This is a genomic window from Micromonospora sp. NPDC004336, assembly GCF_053602615.1.
This window is the reverse complement of the sequence record NZ_JBSGDY010000049.1, coordinates 20,728-39,006: the sequence shown is the minus strand read 5'-3', so window position 1 is coordinate 39,006 and position 18,279 is coordinate 20,728. Positions and strand designations below refer to the sequence as shown.

Annotated in this window: 17 protein-coding genes and 1 riboswitch; of the genes, 11 read left to right on the top strand and 6 right to left on the bottom strand. The window is 75.4% G+C overall.

What is annotated here, in order from left to right:
* The first annotated feature begins 152 nt into the window (after nucleotides 1-152).
* The 4 genes from ACWENR_RS13500 (at nucleotide 153) to ACWENR_RS13485 (ending at nucleotide 4,582) form a co-directional block, all read left to right on the top strand.
* Nucleotides 153-794, top strand: a complete 642-nt coding sequence (locus ACWENR_RS13500; RefSeq protein WP_452277283.1) for a DUF2752 domain-containing protein — start codon at nucleotides 153-155, stop codon at nucleotides 792-794.
* A 329-nt stretch (nucleotides 795-1,123) separates the two neighbouring features.
* Nucleotides 1,124-1,861: an FAD-dependent thymidylate synthase gene (gene thyX, locus ACWENR_RS13495; protein WP_091096625.1), complete on the top strand. Its 738-nt coding sequence runs from the start codon at nucleotides 1,124-1,126 to the stop codon at nucleotides 1,859-1,861.
* A 53-nt stretch (nucleotides 1,862-1,914) separates the two neighbouring features.
* Nucleotides 1,915-2,841, top strand: coding sequence for a 4-hydroxy-tetrahydrodipicolinate synthase (gene dapA, locus ACWENR_RS13490; RefSeq protein ID WP_452277282.1), 927 nt, complete (start codon nucleotides 1,915-1,917; stop codon nucleotides 2,839-2,841).
* A gap of 52 nt (nucleotides 2,842-2,893) precedes the next feature.
* Complete coding sequence (locus tag ACWENR_RS13485; protein WP_452277281.1) at nucleotides 2,894-4,582, top strand: ribonuclease J; 1,689 nt, start codon at nucleotides 2,894-2,896, stop codon at nucleotides 4,580-4,582.
* A 126-nt stretch (nucleotides 4,583-4,708) separates the two neighbouring features.
* Here the strand turns inward: ACWENR_RS13485 and ACWENR_RS13480 are convergent, their stop codons facing one another.
* The 4 genes from ACWENR_RS13480 to ACWENR_RS13465 form a co-directional block, all read right to left on the bottom strand.
* The gene (locus ACWENR_RS13480) at nucleotides 4,709-5,725 is read right to left on the bottom strand and encodes an LPXTG cell wall anchor domain-containing protein (protein ID WP_452277280.1); all 1,017 of its coding nucleotides are present in this window, start codon (nucleotides 5,723-5,725) and stop codon (nucleotides 4,709-4,711) included.
* Nucleotides 5,726-5,849: 124 nt separating this feature from the next.
* On the bottom strand, nucleotides 5,850-6,680 hold the full coding sequence (locus ACWENR_RS13475; protein ID WP_452277279.1) for an isocitrate lyase/PEP mutase family protein: 831 nt from the start codon (nucleotides 6,678-6,680) through the stop codon (nucleotides 5,850-5,852).
* Nucleotides 6,681-6,757: 77 nt separating this feature from the next.
* On the bottom strand, nucleotides 6,758-8,584 hold the full coding sequence (locus ACWENR_RS13470) for a YbjN domain-containing protein (RefSeq protein WP_452277278.1): 1,827 nt from the start codon (nucleotides 8,582-8,584) through the stop codon (nucleotides 6,758-6,760).
* Nucleotides 8,581-9,060, bottom strand: a complete 480-nt coding sequence (locus ACWENR_RS13465) for a YbjN domain-containing protein (protein ID WP_452277277.1) — start codon at nucleotides 9,058-9,060, stop codon at nucleotides 8,581-8,583. Before ACWENR_RS13465 ends, ACWENR_RS13470 begins: the two co-directional genes overlap by 4 nt.
* 114 nt (nucleotides 9,061-9,174) lie before the next feature.
* Between ACWENR_RS13465 and ACWENR_RS13460 the strand changes: the two genes are divergently transcribed.
* Entirely contained in the window at nucleotides 9,175-11,634 is a 2,460-nt protein-coding gene (locus ACWENR_RS13460) for a DNA translocase FtsK (protein ID WP_452277276.1), read from the top strand.
* Nucleotides 11,635-11,724: 90 nt separating this feature from the next.
* On the opposite strand, the gene ACWENR_RS13455 is transcribed toward ACWENR_RS13460, so the two are convergent.
* Together ACWENR_RS13455 and ACWENR_RS13450 are read right to left on the bottom strand one after the other, a co-directional pair.
* The gene (locus tag ACWENR_RS13455; protein WP_452277275.1) at nucleotides 11,725-11,970 is read right to left on the bottom strand and encodes a hypothetical protein; all 246 of its coding nucleotides are present in this window, start codon (nucleotides 11,968-11,970) and stop codon (nucleotides 11,725-11,727) included.
* 110 nt (nucleotides 11,971-12,080) lie between these two features.
* Nucleotides 12,081-12,395, bottom strand: a complete 315-nt coding sequence (locus ACWENR_RS13450; protein WP_452277274.1) for a DMT family transporter — start codon at nucleotides 12,393-12,395, stop codon at nucleotides 12,081-12,083.
* A 61-nt stretch (nucleotides 12,396-12,456) separates the two neighbouring features.
* Nucleotides 12,457-12,522: riboswitch (guanidine-III (ykkC-III) riboswitch) on the bottom strand.
* Between the two features lie 89 nt (nucleotides 12,523-12,611).
* Between ACWENR_RS13450 and ACWENR_RS13445 the strand changes: the two genes are divergently transcribed.
* The 6 genes from ACWENR_RS13445 (at nucleotide 12,612) to ACWENR_RS13420 (ending at nucleotide 18,271) form a co-directional block, all read left to right on the top strand.
* The gene (locus ACWENR_RS13445; RefSeq protein ID WP_452277273.1) at nucleotides 12,612-13,535 is read left to right on the top strand and encodes an ornithine cyclodeaminase family protein; all 924 of its coding nucleotides are present in this window, start codon (nucleotides 12,612-12,614) and stop codon (nucleotides 13,533-13,535) included.
* 125 nt (nucleotides 13,536-13,660) lie between these two features.
* Nucleotides 13,661-15,211, top strand: a complete 1,551-nt coding sequence (rimO, locus tag ACWENR_RS13440) for a 30S ribosomal protein S12 methylthiotransferase RimO (protein WP_452277272.1) — start codon at nucleotides 13,661-13,663, stop codon at nucleotides 15,209-15,211.
* A gap of 77 nt (nucleotides 15,212-15,288) precedes the next feature.
* Nucleotides 15,289-15,882, top strand: coding sequence for a CDP-diacylglycerol--glycerol-3-phosphate 3-phosphatidyltransferase (gene pgsA / locus ACWENR_RS13435; RefSeq protein ID WP_452277271.1), 594 nt, complete (start codon nucleotides 15,289-15,291; stop codon nucleotides 15,880-15,882).
* Nucleotides 15,883-15,940: 58 nt separating this feature from the next.
* Complete coding sequence (locus ACWENR_RS13430) at nucleotides 15,941-16,540, top strand: CinA family protein (protein ID WP_452277270.1); 600 nt, start codon at nucleotides 15,941-15,943, stop codon at nucleotides 16,538-16,540.
* Nucleotides 16,541-16,748: 208 nt separating this feature from the next.
* Entirely contained in the window at nucleotides 16,749-17,189 is a 441-nt protein-coding gene (locus ACWENR_RS13425; RefSeq protein ID WP_452277269.1) for a helix-turn-helix domain-containing protein, read from the top strand.
* A gap of 209 nt (nucleotides 17,190-17,398) precedes the next feature.
* Entirely contained in the window at nucleotides 17,399-18,271 is an 873-nt protein-coding gene (locus ACWENR_RS13420; RefSeq protein WP_452277268.1) for a PspA/IM30 family protein, read from the top strand.
* Nucleotides 18,272-18,279: the final 8 nt, after the last annotated feature.

Below are 18,279 nucleotides of genomic sequence, written 5' to 3'. Positions count from 1 at the left end.
CCCGTCCCGGAGCCGGTCGGTAAGGGGCTCGCCACCGGCGTCTCCGGGGGTCTGCTGTCCGCGCCGCTGAACCTGATCAGCCTCGACACTCCGGCCGCCGGTGACCTGGCCGGGCCACTGGCCGCCGCGCTGGTGGGCGTGGCCGGTGTACGGTGAGCGACGTGACGAGCGTTGACGGCCCGGCCCCGCAGCCGCATCCGCAGGGTGGCGGGGTGGACGCCCCGCCCGAGGGGTTCCCGGTCCCGCCCGCGGGGTCGCCGGTCCCGCCGGAGGGCGGCTGGCCGGCGGGTCAGGTGCCGCCTCACCCGGCGTCGCCCTATCCGGTGCCGCCCTATCCCGTGGCCGAGCCGGACCGGCTGACCCGCTTCGTCGTCCGTCTCTACGACCGCTCGCCGCGCTGGGCGGTGCCGCTGGCCGCGCTCGGCTGCGTCGCCGCCGGCATCGGCTACGCGCTGCTCAGCGATCCCACCCGCTCCGCGCCGGACGCCGCGCCGACCTGCTTGCTCAAGCTCACCACGGGGCTGGACTGCCCGGGCTGCGGCGGCACCCGGGCGCTCTGGTACGTGCTGCACGGCGACCTGCCGGCCGCCGCCCGGCACCACTTCCTCTTCGTCTTCGCGCTGCCCTTCCTGGCCTACCTCTTCGTCGCCTGGGCCGGGAAGCAGGCGTTCGGCTGGCGCCTGCCCGAGCTGCGGGTCAGCTCCCGGGCGATCGGCGTCTTCCTGGCCGCCTGGCTGGCCTTCTCGGTGCTGCGCAACCTCCCCTGGGCCCCGTTCACCTCCCTCTACGTCTGACCCCGCCCGTCCTCGGCCGCGCCGTGCGTGGGCGGGTCCGGCGGCTGTGCGGGGGTGGCTTGTCGGCGCTGTCGAGCTGCCCCGTCCGTGGGACCACCCGGGGGCGTGTCCGGCCAGACCACCCGTGCACGGGCCGCCCTCATTCGTGGGGCAGCTCGACAGCGCGGTGAGTAGCCTTCCCGGCCCGGCCGAGCGTGCCGAGATCTTGGACACGCGCCCAGTCAAGTGAACGGGGGGCTGTCCGCTTTCGCAGCTCAACGACCCGTTCGGCCCGACGGCCAGATTTCCTCCGGGACCACCGGGCCACTACAGTCCCAGGAATGCCGGACATGGTGCAGCCACAGGTCAAGCTCATCGCGTGGACCCACTTCGAGGCCCCGGACGACGTGCCGTGGTCGACCGACGCCGAGGGCGGCCAGGCCCTCGCCGAGTTCGCCGGCCGGGCCTGCTACCAGAGCTGGAAGAAGCCGAACCCGGCCACGGCCACCAACGCCGGCTACCTCGCGCACATCCTCGAGGTCGGGCACCTCAGCGTGCTGGAGCACGGCTCGGTCAGCTTCTACTTCAGCGGGGTGTCCCGCTCGTTCACCCACGAGCTGATCCGGCACCGGCACTTCTCGTACTCCCAGCTCTCCCAGCGGTACGTGCCGGAGCGCGACGCCGCCATGGTCGAGCCCCGGGTGATCGCCGACGACCCCGAGCTGCACAAGAAGTTCGTGGAGGCGGCCGAGGCGAGCGTCCGCGCGTACAACGAGCTGCTGGCGGGGCTGGAGCAGCGCTTCGCGGACGTGGAGAACGCCACCCTGCGGCGCAAGCAGGCCCGTCAGGCGGCCCGCGCCGTGCTGCCCAACGCCACCGAGACCCGGATCGTGGTCACCGGCAACTACCGGGCCTGGCGGCACTTCATCGCCATGCGGGCCACCGAGCACGCCGACGTGGAGATCCGCGAGCTGGCCGTGGAGTGCCTGCGGCAGCTCCAGGGGGTCGCCCCGAACGTCTTCGCCGACTTCGTCATCTCGACGCTGCCCGACGGCACCGAGGTGGCCGCCAGCCCGCACGGCGAGTGAGTCCTGAGCCCTTCCCCCGTGGGGTGCCGGTGGCCGTCCGCTAGGTTGGTGGCATGACGCACGACCACCCTGACACCCCCGCCCGGGCGGTGTCCCGCCCCTTCGGGCGAGTGCTCACGGCCATGGTGACCCCGTTCACCGCCGACGGCTCGCTCGACCTCGACGGCGCCGCGCGCCTCGCCAGTCACCTGGTGGACGAGCAGGGCAACGACGCGCTGGTGGTCAACGGCACCACCGGCGAGTCGCCGACCACCACCGACGCGGAGAAGGAGCACCTGATCCGGGCCGTGGCGGAGGCCGTCGGCGACCGCGCCAAGGTCGTTGCCGGGGTCGGCACCAACGACACCCGACACACCATCGAGCTGGCCTCGGCGGCCGAGAAGGCCGGCGCGCACGGGCTGCTCGTGGTCACCCCCTACTACAACAAGCCGCCGCAGAGCGGCCTGCTGCGCCACTTCACCGCCGTCGCGGACGCCACCGGCCTGCCGGTGATGCTCTACGACATCCCGCACCGCTCCGGCGTGCCGATCGACACCGAGACGATGGTGCGGCTGGCCGAGCACGGCCGGATCGTCGCGGTGAAGGACGCCAAGGGCGACCTGACGGCCACCAGCTGGGTCACCAGCCGGACGAACCTCGCCTTCTACAGCGGCGAGGACGCGCTCACCCTGCCCGCGCTGGCCGTGGGCGCCGTCGGAGTGGTCGGCACCTCGACCCACTTCACCGGCGCGCTCACCCGGCGGATGATCGAGGCGTACGACTCCGGTGACACCGGCGCCGCGCTCGACCTGCACCGGCGGCTGCTGCCGCTGTTCACCGGCATCTTCCGTACCCAGGGCGTGATCCTGGTGAAGGCGGGCCTGGCCGCCGCCGGGATGCCCGCCGGGCCGGTGCGCCCGCCGTTGGTCGACGCGACCGACGACGAGATCGCCCAGCTCCGCGCCGACTGCGCGGCGGCGGGCCTGGAACTCCCCGAATGACCGAACGACACGATGGGCGCCGGGTGACGGCGCCGCAGAATGAGGTGGACGCGTGACCGAGGCGCACATCGAGACGGAACTGCCCCCGCCGCTGCCGGAGGGTGGGCTGCGGATCATCCCGCTCGGCGGGCTCGGCGCCATCGGCCGCAACATGACCGTCTTCGAGTACGACGGCAAGCTGCTCGTCGTCGACTGCGGGGTGCTCTTCCCGGACGTGGAGCAGCCCGGCGTCGACCTGATCCTGCCCGACTTCGGCCCGATCCTCGACCGGCTCGACGACGTGCAGGCGATCGTGCTCACCCACGGCCACGAGGACCACATCGGCGCGGTGCCCTACCTGCTCGCCCACAAGCCCGACATCCCGCTGGTGGGCTCGCAGTTCACCCTCGCCCTGGTCGAGGCGAAGCTCGCCGAGCGGCGGATCCAGCCCTACACGCTGACCGTGCGGGAGGGCGGCCGGGAGCGGCTCGGCCCGTTCGAGTGCGAGTTCTTCGCGGTGAACCACTCGATCCCGGACGCGCTCGCGGTGGCCATCCGCACGCCGGCCGGCCTGGTGCTGCACACGGGCGACTTCAAGATGGACCAGCTCCCGCTGGACGGCCGGATCACCGACCTGGCCGGCTTCGCCCGGCTCGGCGCCGAGGGCGTGGACCTGCTGCTGTCGGACTCCACCAACGCGGAGATCCCCGGCTTCGTCACCCCCGAGCGGGAGATCGGGCCGGTGCTCGACTCGATCTTCGCGAAGGCCAAGGGGCGGATCATCGTCGCCTCGTTCGCCTCGCACGTGCACCGGGTGCAGCAGGTCTTCGACTCCGCCGCCGAGCACGGCCGCAAGGTCGCCCTGATCGGCCGCTCGATGGTGCGCAACATGGGCATCGCCCGCGACCTCGGCCTGCTCAACATCCCGGCCGGCCTGGTCATCGGGATCGAGGAGGCGACGACGCTGCCGCCCGAGCGGATCGTGCTGATGTCCACCGGCTCCCAGGGCGAGCCGATGAGCGCCCTCGGCCGGATGGCCAGCGGCGACCACCGGCACATCACCATCGCCCCCGGCGACACCGTGGTGCTCGCCTCGTCGCTGGTGCCCGGCAACGAGACCTCGGTCTACCGGGTGATCAACCGGCTGGCCCGGGCCGGCGCCGTGGTGGTGCACAAGGACGTCGCCAAGGTGCACGTCTCCGGTCACGCCCCCGCCGGCGAGCTGCTCTACCTGCTCAACGTGGTCCGCCCGAGCAACCTGATGCCGGTGCACGGCGAGTGGCGGCACCTGCGCGCGCACGCCCGGCTCGGCATCGAGTCCGGCGTCGCCCCCGACCGGGTGGTGCTCTGCGAGGACGGCGACGTCGTCGACCTCGTCGAGGGCCGGGCCAGCCTGGTCGGGCACGTGAAGAGCCGCTACGTCTACGTCGACGGCCTCGCCGTCGGCGACGTCAGCGAGTCGCTGCTCACCGAGCGGCGGATCCTCGGCGACGGCGGCTTCATCGCCACCACGGTGGTCGTCGACTCGGTCACCGGCAAGGTGGTCGCCGGCCCGACCCTGTCGGCGAAGGGCTTCTCCGAGGACCCGGAGGCGTTCAACCCGGTGATCCCGCTGGTCACCGAGGCGCTGAACCGGGCGGCGGCCGACGGCATCACCGACCCGCACCAGCTCCAGCAGATCGTCCGGCGCACCGTGGGGCGCTGGGTGAACGACGCGTACCGACGCCGGCCCATGATCGTGCCCACCGTCGTCGAGGTCTGACCGCGCCGCGACCGACGCCCGCCCGCACCCCGTGTGCCGGCGGGCGTCGCCGCGTCCGGGGCCGGACCGCGCCCGGACCGGTCGCCGACATCCCCGTGCACGTCGGCGACCGGCCGGCCGCCCCGCTCAGCCCCTGACGAGGCGGCGGAGCAGCAGCAGGCCGGCCCCGAGGGCCAGCAGGGCCGCGCCGACCAGGGCGTACGCGGTGCCGGCCGACCCGGTGCGGGGCAGCTCGGTCCCGGCGGCGGCGGGCGTCGTCGGCGTGGCCGTACGGGACGGGCCGGCCGGCGGGGTGGCGCCGCCGCCCGCCGCGAGCCGCAGCGTGACCGAGGTGTCCCTGTTCGTGTAGCGGTTGGTGGGGGCGAGGTAGAGCCGGACGGTCGGCGCGTCGCCGCTCACCGCCAGGCGCACCCGCACGGTGTCCGTGGCGTCCTCCCCGAGCGCGTCGGGACGCGGGATCTCGCAGCCCGCGCCGCTCATCCGGCCGCTGTCCGAGCAGGCGGGCCCGACGACCCGCACGCCGTCGGGGGTGACCACGTTCAGCGCGTAGCCGCCGATGGCGAAGGCGCCGGTGTTGGTCACCCGGGCCGTCAGCGTCACCTTCCCGTCGATGACCGGCGTGGCGGTGGCCCGCAGCCGCAGGGTGGTGCGGTCCGGCCAGTTGATCCGGAAGTCGGTGGGCCGGTCGGTGACACCGGCGGCGTCCCGGCCGGCCACCGATCCCCATACCTGCTGGCCGAAGACCGGCTCGGCGGCCGTCGACGTGAGCCGCAGCCGGTACGTCCGGCGGCCACCGGCCGCCAGCTCCGCCCCGCCGCAGACCCACGTGCGGGCCGCCGCGGCGTCGGCGCGGCAGTCCCCGGCCCGGGTGAGGCCCACCCCGGCCGGCAGGCGCAGCACGAAGGACCCCCGGGCCGCCGACGTGCCCATGTTGCTGACGGAGACCTCCAGGGGCGCCGACGGGTGCCACGGGTCGCCCTGGAGGAAGACGTGGTCCGCCCGGGCGATGACGGTCGGCGCCCCGGCGGGCGGCGTGGTGGTCGGGCTCGGCGCGGGGGCGTGCGCCGACGCGGGCGGGGCGAGGGCGGGCAGGGCCAGCAGGGCGACGGCGACGGCGCCGACGCGCAGGGGGTGTCTGGTCATCGGTTACTCCCGGGATAGGTGCGGGTGACTCGATGACCACACCTGACCGGGGGGCCGGGTTGCGCCGGTGTCGAAGAACGGACAGCGCGGCCCGCCCCGGGACCGCCGGTGGAGCCGGGCCGGCTCAGGCCAGCAGCGCGTTCAGCTCGCCGTAGCCCATCCCGCCGTCGAGCGAGTCGTACGACCCGGAGCGCAGCGCCTCCGTGGCGGCCCGGCGGACCAGGCCGTACGCGGCCTCGGCGAGCGCCGAGCCGAGGCTGACCCGGGCCACCCCCAGCCCGGCCAGCGTGGCGACGGGCGGCGCGCCCGGCCCGGCGAGCACGTTGACCGGCCCGTCGATCCCGTCGACCAGCGCGCCGATGGTCTTGGCGTCGACGACACCCGGCACGAAGACGCCGTCCGCGCCCGCCGCCCGGTAGGCCGACGCCCGGCGCAGCGTCTCGGCCAGCCGGTCCGCCGGGTCGCCCACGGCCCGCAGGAACACGTCGGTGCGGGCGTTGACGAAGAGTCGTACGCCCGCCGCGTCGGCGGCCTCCCGGGCGGCGCGGATCCGGGCACACTGCTCGTCGACGGGGCGCAGCGGGGCCGTCCCGGCCGGCGCGGCGTCCTCGATGTTCACCCCGACCGCGCCGGCGGCCAGCACGTCGGTCACGGTGCGGCCGACCCCGGCGGGGTCGGCGGCGTACCCGCTCTCGATGTCGGCGGTGACCGGGACGGCGACGGCAGCGGCGACGCGGGCGACCACCGCCAGGGCGCGCTCCCGGTCCAGCTCGTCGCCGTCGCGGGCGCCCAGGCTCCACGAGACGCCGGCGCTGGTGGTGGCGACCGCGGCCGCGCCGCAGTCGGCGACGATGCGGGCGCTGGCCGCGTCCCAGGCGTTGGGCAGGACGAGCGGGGAGCCGGGGCGGTGCAGGGAGTGCAGGAGTTCGGCGTGCTGCTGGTGCGTCGTCGTCATGGCGACGAGTCCACCAGGGCGGGGAAAGATCGTCTAGCGGATTTCGGACCTCACCGGCGGGCGGCCCGCCGGCCCGCTCAGGGCAGCGCCGCCACCGCCTCGGCGTACGCGACGCCGGTGTCGACGGCCGCGTCGAGCAGGACCGTGAGCTGGGCCGGGGCGACCCCGTGCGCCAGGTCGGTGCTGACGTCGCCGGCCAGCACCAGCTCGCCCCCGAGGTCGTGCACGTACGCCTTCGGCAGCAGCCGGTCGTGGTTCCAGGCGTTGCAGAACGCGTACGCCTCGGCCAGCCGGTCGGCCGGCAGCCGGCGGCTCGCCACCGAGCGTGCCCGCAGGATCTCGCCCCGCTCGCCGGCCTGCCGGAACTGGATCAGCGCCTCGCCCCACCGGCCGACCACCGTGCCGGTGGCGTCCACGGCGTAGTGGTCCCCGCGCCGGTCCAGGGCGGCAGTGATCATCTCCAGGCTCAACGGGCGGGGCTCCCCGTCGTGGGGCGGGTCGTCGTCGGGCGGCCCGCCGGGGTCGCCCCCGGAGTCGTCGCCGGGGTCGTCGCCCGGCGCGTCGTCGGGCGGCAGCGGCACCGGCGCGGCGAGCGGACGCTCGGCCAGCCAGGACGCGATCCGGCCCGACTGGTGGCCGGTGCCGTTGCGGGCGTCGAAGCTCCCCGCCAGCCCGGTGGCCAGCCCGAGCAGGGCGGCGCCGAGCGCGGCCACGTCGAGGTCGGCGGCCGGTCGGCCGGCGTGCCCGGGGCGGTGCAGCGTACGCCCGCCCAGCCCCGCCTCGACGGCGAGCGCGCAGACCAGCGCGCCGGCGGCGGCGAACTCCATCGCGGAGAGGTCGTCGTGCGGCCGGTCCAGCCGGGGCAGCTGCTCGGCGAGGATGTCCAGCCCCCGGGCGAGGTGGCCGCCCAGCGCGCAGAACCGCAGGTGTGCGGCGAGGTACGGAAAGGCGGACCGCTCCCGCCGGTGCCGCCGGTACGCCCGCACGTGCGCCTCGGCCGCCCGCTCCGGCTGCCCGGCCCGGAGCCAGGGCAGCAGCCCGGCGGCCAGCGTGCGTTCGGGCTGTTCGGTGCAGCCGTCCGCGCCGTCGGGCGCCGCCGCCAGCGCGTCCAGCGCCGCCCCGGGATCGCCCCACCCGGCGAGCAGCTCCGCGCGGCGGGCCGGCACGCAACCCGGGCAGCCGCCGGCCGGTCCCGCCCCGGGCGCCGACCAGCGGTCGAACCACTCCCGGGCGGTCGGCTCGTCGCCGACGTGGTCGGCGATCCGGCAGCGCAGCTCGGCGACCACGTCCCCGCCCGGTCCGCCCGCTCCGGCCGCGCCCGCCGGCCAGGTCGGCGACGCGGGGCCGTTCGGCGGCCTGGATCCGGCCGGCGGCGCGGCCGTGCCCGGCGGGCCGCCCGCGCCCGCCGGGCCGGTGGCGTCGTCCGCGCCGGGCGGGCCGGGGAGGCGGGCGGCCCGGGCGGCGAGGTCGTCCAGCATGGAGCGGGCCTGGTCCAGCCCGACCCGGGGGCTGCCGAGCAGGGCCTCCACGGCGTACCGCTGGTAACGCAGCAGCAGCCCGGCGTCCGGGCCGGGCAGCAGGTCGGGGCGGCGGTCGACGGCGGCGAGGCAGCGGCGCACCGGCTCGACGAGCCGCCACCGCTCCCCGTGCAGCAGGTACGCCTCGACGAGCGCGAGCCGGGCCTCGACGGCGGACCGGTCGTCGCCGGTGGCGTCGGCGTGCGCGGCGATGCGTTCCAGCTCGGCGCACCTCGCCTCGCCGTCCGGGGCGTCGCGGGCGTCGGCGAGCGCCTCGGCCAGCGCCGCGTCGCGGTTGCCCCCGCCGCGCCGGCGCGCGCCCCACCGGCCGACGGACCCGAACGGATCCAGCCGGCGGCCGGCCGGTTCGCCGCCCCCGCCCGTCACGCCACGACCCCGCCGGGGAGCCGGGCGACCTCGGTGGCGAGCTGGCAGCCGGTGGCGATGCCGCAGTCGAGCAACCGGTCGAGCTGGTGCGGGGTGACCCCGCGCTCCAGGTCGGTGATGACCTCGCCGCAGACCCGGGCCCGCCCGTCGTCCTCCACGTGCACGAACGCCTTCGGCCAGAGCCGGTCGTGATTCCACGCGTTGCAGAAGGCGTGCAGCGCCGGGACGTACTCGATGGGGAACGTCGGCGCGGCCAGGGTGCGGACCTGGAGCAGCTCACCGGCGGCCCCCGGCCGCAGGAACCAGATCAGGCTGTCGGCCCAGCGGCCGACCAGGTCGCCGTCGGCGTCGGCCTGGACCACGTAGCCCCGGCTGCGCAGCACGGTGGCGATCAGCTCACCGGTCAGCGGTCGCAGCGCCCCCGGGTGTCCGGCCAGGGGCCCGTCCGAACCGTCCTCAATACCCGGCGACGCCATGGGGGCATCCCTCCTGAGGCAGATATCACGTGAAGCGGCGGGGTCCGCGCTGCGACGCGCGGACACGACCCGGAAAAGCGGCGATCTGCCGGGTCGCGCCGTTAAGTTGATGCTATGGCGGGCCGTACCTCTCAGGCGAGCCGGCGGCGCGGCGCGTCGCCGCGTGGCACCACGAACAGTCGTGCCCGCCAGCCGGCGAAGAAGACCGGCCGGGCGACCCCCCGGCGGCGGCCCGCGGCGCGGCCGGGCCCGGGGCTCCTCGTCGGGCGGGCGGTCGGCACACTGTGGATGGGGCTGGCGCACGGCGTCGGCTGGGCGTTCCGCGCCGCCGGCCGGCAGGCCGCCTCGGCCAGGGGGCTCGACCCGGAGCACCGCCGCGACGGCGCCGGGCTGCTCGTCTTCGGCCTCGCCCTGCTCAGCGCAGTGGCCATCTGGTTCTCCGGCGCGGGCCCGGTCGGCGAGCAGCTCGCCGACACCGTCCGGCTCTTCCTCGGCGCGATCGCCATCGTGGTGCCGGTGCTGCTGATGATCGGCGCCTGGCGGCTGATGCGCGAGCCGGCCGACCCGGAGCACCGCGGCCGGGGGCTGATCGGCTGGGGCTCGATGCTGGTCGCCACCGCCGCGATGCTGCACATCGGACAGGATCCGGTCGACGCCGTCCAGCGCGACTTCGCCGGCGGCCTGGTCGGCGCGGGCGTGGGCAGCCTGCTGGAACGGGCGGTCACGGCCTGGGTCGCCGTGCCGCTGCTGCTCCTGCTGCTGGTCTTCGGCCTGCTGGTGGTCACCGCGACGCCGATCAACAAGGTCCCGGAGCGGCTCGGCCTGCTGGCCGGCACCCTCGTCGCCCCGCCGGCCGCCGAGGAGGCGGACGCGGCGCCGGCGAAGCCCGCCCGCAGGCGCGCGACGAAGCGGGCGGCGCCGCCGCCGCTGGATCCGGCGGAGTTCGACGACGACGGCCTCGACGGGGCGGACCTCCAGGAGACCCTGGTCCTGCCCCGGAAGCCGCCGTCGAAGGTGCCCGCCACCCGCAAGCCGGTCGACCCGCCGGAACACTCTCCCGCGCCCACCCGCGCCGAGCAGCTCGCGCTCACCGGTCTCTCCGGCGACTACACGCTGCCGCCGGCCAACATGCTCAGCGGCGGCGCCGCGCCGAAGACCCGCAGCAAGGCCAACGACGAGGTGATCGCCGCGCTCACCGGGGTCTTCGACCAGTTCGGGGTCGACGCCGAGGTCACCGGCTTCACCCGGGGGCCGACCGTCACCCGCTACGAGGTCGAGCTCGGACCGGGCGTCAAGGTCGAGCGGATCACGCAGCTCTCCCGCAACATCGCGTACGCGGTGAAGTCGCCGGACGTGCGGATCCTCAGCCCGATCCCGGGCAAGAGCGCGGTCGGCGTGGAGATCCCGAACACCGACCCGGAGAACGTGGCGCTCGGCGACGTGCTGCGCTCGCGGGTCGCCACCAGCGACCACCACCCGATGGTGGTGGCGCTCGGCAAGGACATCGAGGGCGGCTACGTGGTGGCCAACCTCGCCAAGATGCCGCACATCCTGATCGCCGGCGCGACCGGCGCGGGCAAGTCGTCCTGCCTGAACTCGCTGCTGGTGTCGATCCTCACCCGGGCGACGCCGGACGAGGTGCGGCTGCTGCTGATCGACCCGAAGCGGGTCGAGATGACCGGCTACGAGGGCATCCCGCACCTGGTCACCCCGATCGTGACCAACGCCAAGAAGGCGGCCGACTCGCTGGAGTGGGTCGTCCGCGAGATGGACATGCGCTATGACGACCTCGCCGCCAACGGGGTACGGCACATCGACGACTTCAACCGCAAGGTGCGCAACGGCGAGATCAAGGCCCCGCCGGGCAGCGAGCGGGAGATGCGGCCGTACCCGTACCTGCTGGTGATCGTGGACGAGCTGGCCGACCTGATGATGGTCGCCCCGCGCGACGTGGAGGACTCGGTCGTCCGGATCACCCAGTTGGCGCGTGCCGCCGGCATCCACCTGGTGCTGGCCACCCAGCGTCCCTCGGTCGACGTGGTCACCGGCCTGATCAAGGCGAACGTGCCGTCCCGGCTGGCGTTCGCCACGTCCTCGCTGGCCGACTCGCGGGTCATCCTCGACCAGCCGGGCGCGGAGAAGCTGCTCGGCCGGGGCGACGGCCTGTTCCTGCCGATGGGCGCGTCGAAGCCGATCCGGATCCAGGGCGCCTGGGTGACCGAGCGCGAGATCGCCGACGTGGTGAAGTTCTGCAAGGACCAGCGCGAGCCGGAGTTCCGCCCGGACGTGCTCGTCGCGCCGGACGCCGGCAAGAAGAAGATCGACGAGGAGATCGGCGACGACCTCGACCTGCTGGTGCAGGCGGTCGAGCTGGTGGTCACGTCGCAGTTCGGCTCGACGTCGATGCTCCAGCGCAAGCTGCGGGTCGGCTTCGCCAAGGCGGGGCGGCTGATGGACCTGATGGAGACCCGGGGCGTGGTCGGCCCGTCCGAGGGCTCCAAGGCGCGCGACGTGCTGGTCAAGCCGGACGAGCTGGAGGAGGTCCTGGTCGGCCTGCGCGGCGGCGACGAGTAGGCCCGAGCCCGCCCGGACCGCCCGCGCGCCCGCCGGCCGCCGACGGGCCCGCCGGGATCCGGCGGGCCCGTCACCGCGGGGGAGCGGCGGTCAGGAGTTGTAGAGGGCAGCGCCGATGATCATGCCGAGGACCGCCCCGGCCACGCTGGCGGCGGCGGCGTACCAGCCCAGCGGCTTGTCGCCGAGCACGGCGCCGACGATCCCGAGGACCAGGCCGGCGAGGCCGAACAGCGGCGGCAGGAACAGGATCGCGATGACCGCGCAGACGAAGCCCAGGATGGTGCAGATCCGGGCGGCGCCGCTGCGCGGGCGGGCGGTGGTGTGCATGTCGGCCATGTCTGCCTCCGGTGATGAGAGCCTGCGTTGCCAGGCCGACATCTACCCACTGTGGCCGTTCGTCACGCCTCGGCGCGGGACGGCGCGGCGCGCCCCGCGCCGGCCGGTGCTCAGTGGAAGACCTTGAGCCCGACGACCCCGGCGACCACCAGCAGCAGGCAGGCGATCCGCGGCAGGTTGGCCGGCTCGTCGAGCGCGAGCATCCCCACCAGGGCGGTGCCGACAGCGCCGATGCCGACCCAGACCGCGTAGCCGGTGCCGACGGGGATCTCGCGCATCGCGTACGCGAGCCCCGCCATGCTGAGCACCAGGGTCACCACGAAGACCGCCGACGGGACGGGCCGGCTGAAGCCCGCGCTGCGGTCGAGGGCGATCGCCCACGCCGTTTCCAGGAGTCCGGAGACCACAAGCACGATCCAGGCCATTTGAAGATCACCTCTGCGGTAGCGCCCGGACCACCGGGGCCGGGACGAGTCGGTCGTTCACCTCGGGGCGTCTTTGCCTGACCGGGTACGCCCTCGACTCGTCCGGGACGGCCCGCGGGCCGCCGTGGTCGACGGTAGCACCGGCCGGCGGCGCCCGGCGTGAACCGGGCCACGCTCCGTTGACCTCAACTTCACTTCAGGTTGCAGTATGGACGTATGCCGTTGCTCTTCTCCGACGCCGACGTCGCCGCCGCGCTGGACGCCCCCACCACCGTGGCGGCCATGCGGGACGCCCTGCTCGCCGCGTACGCCGGCCGCCTCCTGGCCCCGCCCCGGGCCGCCGCGCCGCTGGGCGGGGGCCGGATGGTGCTCACCGCCGGGCACCTCACCGGCGAGTGGTACGGCTTCCGCTCGTACGACACCTTCGGGCATCCGCAGAGCGAGCAGGTGGTGGTGCTGCACGACGGGCGCACCGGGGCCGTCCGGGCGGTGGCCGTGGGGGAGGAGCTGGGCTCCCGGCGTACCGGCGGGCTCGGCGGGGCCGCCGTGGCCGCCCTGGCCCGCCCGGAAGCCGCCACCCTCGGGGTGCTCGGCTCGGGCCGGCAGGCGTGGACCCAGGTCTGGGCCACCGCCGCCGTCCGGCCGCTGCGCGAGGTGACCGTGCACAGCCGTTCGGCCGCCCGGCGGGAGGCGTTCGCCGCCCGGGTCCGGGCCGAGCTGGGCGTGCCGGCGCGGGCCGTGGACTCGCCCCGGGCCGCCGTGGCAGACCGCGACGTCGTGGTGCTCGCCACCACCAGCGTGACCCCCGTGCTCGACGCCGCCGACCTCGCCCCCGGCACCCACGTCAACACGGTCGGCTTCAAGCAGGTCGACCGGCACGAGTTCGGCCCGGACCTGCTGGACGCCGCCGACCTGCTGGTCACCGACTCGCCGGCCCAGGCCGCCGCGTACGAGCCGCCGATGCTCGCGGCGCTGCCGGCGTACGCCGGGCGGCTGCGCGACCTGGGCGCGCTGCTGGCGGGCGCGGCCCCGGGCCGGACCGGCGCGGACGAGATCTCGGTCTTCTGCTCCACCGGCCTGGCCGGCACGGAGGTCTTCCTCCTCGACCGGCTGGTCCGGGTCGCCGCAACGGCCGTCTGAAACCGCGTGGCGTCGGTCACCTCCCGCCGCCGGGCGGGCCCGTCCGCTGCCGGATCCGTCACCTACGTGCCCGTCCGTCCGGCCCGGGCGTGCGTGGGGGGTCGCGGGCGGCCCGGTACCCTCGGATGGTGTCTGCCACCTCCCCTTCCGACAACTCCACCTCGGCGCGTCCGGCGGCGGGCCGCGATCCGGAGCCGTCGCCCGCCGACGGTCGTCGTGTCGCCCTGCTGACGCTGGGCTGCGCCCGCAACGAGGTCGACTCGGAGGAGCTGGCCGCCCGGCTGCACGCCGACGGCTGGCAGGTCACCACCGACGGCGAGGGCGCCGACGTGGTGGTCGTGAACACGTGCGGCTTCGTGGAGAAGGCGAAGCAGGACTCCATCCAGACCCTGCTGGCCGCCGCCGACACCGGCGCCAAGGTGGTCGCCGCCGGCTGCATGGCCGAGCGGTACGGCCGCGAGCTGGCCGACAGTCTCCCCGAGGCGCAGGCGGTGCTGAGCTTCGACGACTACCCGGACATCGCCGCCCGGCTGGACGCGGTGGTGGCCGGCGAGCGGATCGGCGCGCACACCCCGCGCGACCGGCGCGAGCTGCTGCCCCTCACCCCCGTCTCCCGGCGCGACAGCGGGGTGTCGCTGCCCGGCCACGGCACCCCGGCGCGGGGCGTCACCGAGACCGACGAGCACACCCCGGCGCACCTGCGCCAGGTGCTGCGCCGCCGGCTCGACACCGGCCCGGTCGCGTCGCTGAAGCTGGCCAGCGGCTGCGACCGCCGCTGCGCGTTCTGCGCCATCCCCGCCTTCCGCGGCGCCTTCGTCTCGCGTACGCCGGACGAGCTGCTCGCCGAGGCGGAGTGGCTGGCCAAGACGGGCGTACGCGAGCTGGTGCTGGTCAGCGAGAACTCCACCTCCTACGGCAAGGACCTGGGCGATCCCCGCGCGCTGGAGAAGCTGCTGCCGCAGCTCGCCGCGATCGACGGCATCGTCCGGGTGCGGGCGAGCTACCTCCAGCCGGCCGAGACCCGGCCCGGCCTGGTCGAGGCGATCGCCACCACGCCCGGCGTGGCGCCCTACTTCGACCTGTCGTTCCAGCACTCCAGCGAGCCGGTGCTGCGACGGATGCGCCGTTTCGGCTCCACCGAGCGGTTCCTGGAGCTGCTGGCGAGCGCCCGGGCGCTGGCGCCGGAGGCCGGCGCGCGGAGCAACTTCATCGTCGGCTTCCCCGGCGAGTCCCGGGCCGACTACCAGGAGCTGGTCCGGTTCCTGACCGAGGCGCGGCTCGACGCGATCGGCGTGTTCGACTACAGCGACGAGGACGGCACGGAGGCCGCCGGCCTGTCCGGCAAGGTCTCCGCCGCCACCGTGAAGCGCCGCTACGACCGGCTCAGCGCGCTCGCCGACGAGCTCTGCTCGCAGCGGGCCGAGGAGCGGCTCGGCTCCACGGTCGAGGTGCTCGTCGACTCCGTCGCCGACGGCGTGGTCGAGGGGCGGGCGGCCCACCAGGCCCCCGAGGTCGACGGCTCGACCACCCTCGTCGCCCCGTCCGGCGGCGGGGTGGACCTGGCCGCGCTGCGCCCCGGTGACCTGGTGCGCGCGACGGTCACGGCGACCGAAGGGGTGGACCTCGTCGCGGTGCCGGATGAGATGATCTCGGCTGCGCCCGGCGCAACACGGTGACGGCGGGCCCGGACGGAGCGGGGGAGCCGCGTGGTGGGGTGCCTGGTGCGCCACGGAGGCCGGAGCGGGGTCCCGCGGTGACCGGGGCGGCGGAGCGGACGCCCGCGCCGGTGGTGGCCCGGGTGCCCGTGCTGAACGCGGCCAACGCGCTCACCGCGCTGCGGCTGCTCCTGGTGCCGGTCTTCGCGGTGACCGTGGTCGTCTCGGGGATGCACCACGCCGGCTGGCAGACGGTCGCCTGCCTGATCTTCGCCGTCGCGTCGGCGACCGACCTGGTCGACGGCTGGATCGCCCGCCGGTTCGCCCTGGTCACCTCGGTCGGCAAGGTCGCCGACCCGATCGCCGACAAGGCGCTCACCGGCGCCGCGTTGCTGCTGCTCTCCTGGTACGACCGGCTGCCCTGGTGGGTGACGGCGGTGATCCTCGCCCGCGAGCTGGGCATCACCGCGCTGCGGTTCTGGGTGATCCGGCACGGGGTGATCGCGGCCAGCCGGGGTGGCAAGATCAAGACGGCGCTGCAGATCCTCGCGATCGTCTGGTACCTGTGGCCGATGCCGGACGCCCTGGCCGTCGTCGGCCCGTGGATCATGGCCGCCGCCGTCGGGGTGACGGTGGTCACGGGCTTCGACTACGTCGCCCAGGCACTCCGGCTGCGCCGCCCCGCCGCCTGACCCGCCCCGGTTCGGGGAGGATGAGTAGGGCCCGGTGGGCGGGGGAAGGATCTGGGGCATGGAGAGCGACGCGGACGGCGCGCGGCCGGCGGGAAGCCCGGCGGCCGGCGTGGTGCACAGCCTGGCCGAGCGGCACGAGACCCTGGCCACGGTCGAGTCCCTGACCGGCGGGCTGCTGGCCGCCTCGATCGTGGAGATCGCCGGGGTGAGCGGGATCTTCCGGGGCGGGCTGGTGGTCTACGCCACCGAGCTGAAGTCGCGGCTCGCCGGCGTACCGGAGGACCTGCTGGCCGACCGGGGGCCGGTCGACCCGGACGTGGCGGTGGCCCTCGCGGAGGGCGGGCGGCGGCGCTGCGGGGCCGACTGGGGCCTGGCCACCACGGGGGTGGCCGGCCCGGAGCCGCAGGACGGCAAGCCGGTCGGGCTGGTCTACGTGGCGGTGGCCGGGCCCGACGGCACCGACGTCCGCGAGCTCGACCTCGACGGCGGCCGTGACCACATCCGCTCGGCGGCGGTCGTCGAGGCGCTGCGGCTGCTCGCCGAGCGCATCCACGGCGCCGGCGAGGCCGCCCCCGACACCGGCGAGGCGGCGCCGGACACCGGCAAGGCCGCGGCCGACGGCGGCCGGGCCGACATCGCGGGCGCCGGACGGCGCTGACCCGACGGGCTCCGCAGCCGGGCCGACCCACGCCCCGCGCGGCGTCCGACCGGATACCCGAGCCGAGCAGACTCCGCAATCCGGGAGGCGGGGTGGGATGTCGGCGGGGCCGGCAACGGGTACGGTTGCGGGAAGGCTCCGACGGTTGGGCCGGCACGACGGGTCGACCGGCCGTGCGGAACAGTGGTGTCCCTCAGGGGAGGTGCGAATGGTCCTGCTACGCCGGGTTATCGGTGACGCACTGCGGGCGCGCCGGCAGGGGCAGCACCGCACCCTGCGCGAGGTCTCCTCCGCCGCCAACGTCAGCCTCGGCTATCTCTCCGAGATCGAGCGCGGCCAGAAGGAGCCGTCCAGCGAGCTGCTGGCGGCGATCTGCGACGCGCTCGGCGCGCGCCTGTCCGAGCTGCTGCGCGAGGTCAGCGACACGGTCGCGCTCGCCGAGCAGATGCCGGGCGTGCTCGTGCCCGTGCAGGACGAGCCGGTCGACGCCACGCCCGTGGCGGTGCGCACGGCCACCGGCCGGGGCGTCCACCAGGTCAGCTCCGACGGCAAGGTCGCCGTCCAGGTCCGCCAGGATTCGCCCCTCAAGGCCACCCTGCGCACCTCGCGGGTGCGCAAGAGCGACCGCGACGTGGTCTGCGCCGCCTGACACCCGCCCCCTCCCGCCCGCGTCCGTGGTCGCGGTGGCGGCCGCCGCGTAGGGTTGATCGCGGACGGCGTCGGCGCTCGCTCCGCCGGCCGGTACGGATGCCCCGGCGTCCTCCGGCTGGGACGATGGAGTTACCGCCGCGCCGGAGCCTGCCGGTTCCGCCCGGCCCGGTCGAGGCGGAGCGACGCTACTGAGGGGATACCGCGGAGATGGCGAACCCGTTCGTCAAGGGTTGGAAGTACCTGATGGCGCTCTTCGGCGCCAAGATCGACGAGCACGCCGATCCCAAGGTGCAGATCCAGCAGGCCATCGAGGAGGCCCAGCGCCAGCACCAGGCGCTCGTCCAGCAGGCCGCCGCCGTCATCGGCAACCAGCGGCAGCTGGAGATGAAGCTGTCCCGCCAGATGTCGGAGGTCGAGCGCCTCCAGGCCAACGCGCGCCAGGCCCTCGTCCTCGCCGACCAGGCCCGCGCCAGGGGCGACGAGGCCGAGGCCACCCGCTACGAGCAGTCCGCGCAGACCCTCGCCACCCAGCTGGTCTCCGCCGAGCAGGCCACCGAGGACCTGAAGACCCTGCACGACCAGGCGCTGGGCGCCGCCGCGCAGGCCCGCCGGGCCGTCGAGAACAACTCCATGATCCTCCAGCAGAAGCTGGCCGAGCGCACCAAGCTGCTCAGCCAGCTCGAGCAGGCCAAGATGCAGGAGAGCGTGGCCCGCTCGCTGGAGTCGATGTCCGCGCTGACCGCGCCCGCCAACACCCCCTCCCTCGACGAGGTGCGCGACCGCATCGAGCAGCGCTACGCCACCGCGATGGGCCGCGCCGAGCTGGCCGGCAACTCCGTCGAGGGGCGGATGCTGGAGATCCAGAAGGCGACCCTCGACTCGGCCGGCTCCGCCCGGCTGGAGCAGATCCGGTCGAGCATGGCCGGCGAGCAGCTCGGCGCCAAGCAGGAGCGGCCGGGCGTGGAGCAGGCCCGACCCGCCGCGCCGGCCGCCGACCCGGCGGCTGCCGCCCGGCTGGAGGAGATCCGGGCCAGCATGGGTCGGGAACGCGGCACCGGAGACACCACGGCCGCCGGCTGAGCGGCCAG

What these genes read in the sequence shown, in the direction of transcription:
- thyX (WP_091096625.1), top strand. Translation starts at nt 1,124, where the DNA reads ATGGTGCAGCCACAGGTCAAGCTCATCGCGTGGACCCACTTCGAGGCC.
- dapA (WP_452277282.1), top strand. Translation starts at nt 1,915, where the DNA reads ATGACGCACGACCACCCTGACACCCCCGCCCGGGCGGTGTCCCGCCCC.
- ACWENR_RS13480 (WP_452277280.1), bottom strand. Translation starts at nt 5,725, where the DNA reads ATGACCAGACACCCCCTGCGCGTCGGCGCCGTCGCCGTCGCCCTGCTG.
- ACWENR_RS13475 (WP_452277279.1), bottom strand. Translation starts at nt 6,680, where the DNA reads ATGACGACGACGCACCAGCAGCACGCCGAACTCCTGCACTCCCTGCAC.
- ACWENR_RS13465 (WP_452277277.1), bottom strand. Translation starts at nt 9,060, where the DNA reads ATGGCGTCGCCGGGTATTGAGGACGGTTCGGACGGGCCCCTGGCCGGA.
- ACWENR_RS13460 (WP_452277276.1), top strand. Translation starts at nt 9,175, where the DNA reads ATGGCGGGCCGTACCTCTCAGGCGAGCCGGCGGCGCGGCGCGTCGCCG.
- ACWENR_RS13455 (WP_452277275.1), bottom strand. Translation starts at nt 11,970, where the DNA reads ATGGCCGACATGCACACCACCGCCCGCCCGCGCAGCGGCGCCGCCCGG.
- ACWENR_RS13450 (WP_452277274.1), bottom strand. Translation starts at nt 12,395, where the DNA reads ATGGCCTGGATCGTGCTTGTGGTCTCCGGACTCCTGGAAACGGCGTGG.
- ACWENR_RS13445 (WP_452277273.1), top strand. Translation starts at nt 12,612, where the DNA reads ATGCCGTTGCTCTTCTCCGACGCCGACGTCGCCGCCGCGCTGGACGCC.
- rimO (WP_452277272.1), top strand. Translation starts at nt 13,661, where the DNA reads ATGGTGTCTGCCACCTCCCCTTCCGACAACTCCACCTCGGCGCGTCCG.
- ACWENR_RS13430 (WP_452277270.1), top strand. Translation starts at nt 15,941, where the DNA reads ATGGAGAGCGACGCGGACGGCGCGCGGCCGGCGGGAAGCCCGGCGGCC.
- ACWENR_RS13425 (WP_452277269.1), top strand. Translation starts at nt 16,749, where the DNA reads ATGGTCCTGCTACGCCGGGTTATCGGTGACGCACTGCGGGCGCGCCGG.
- ACWENR_RS13420 (WP_452277268.1), top strand. Translation starts at nt 17,399, where the DNA reads ATGGCGAACCCGTTCGTCAAGGGTTGGAAGTACCTGATGGCGCTCTTC.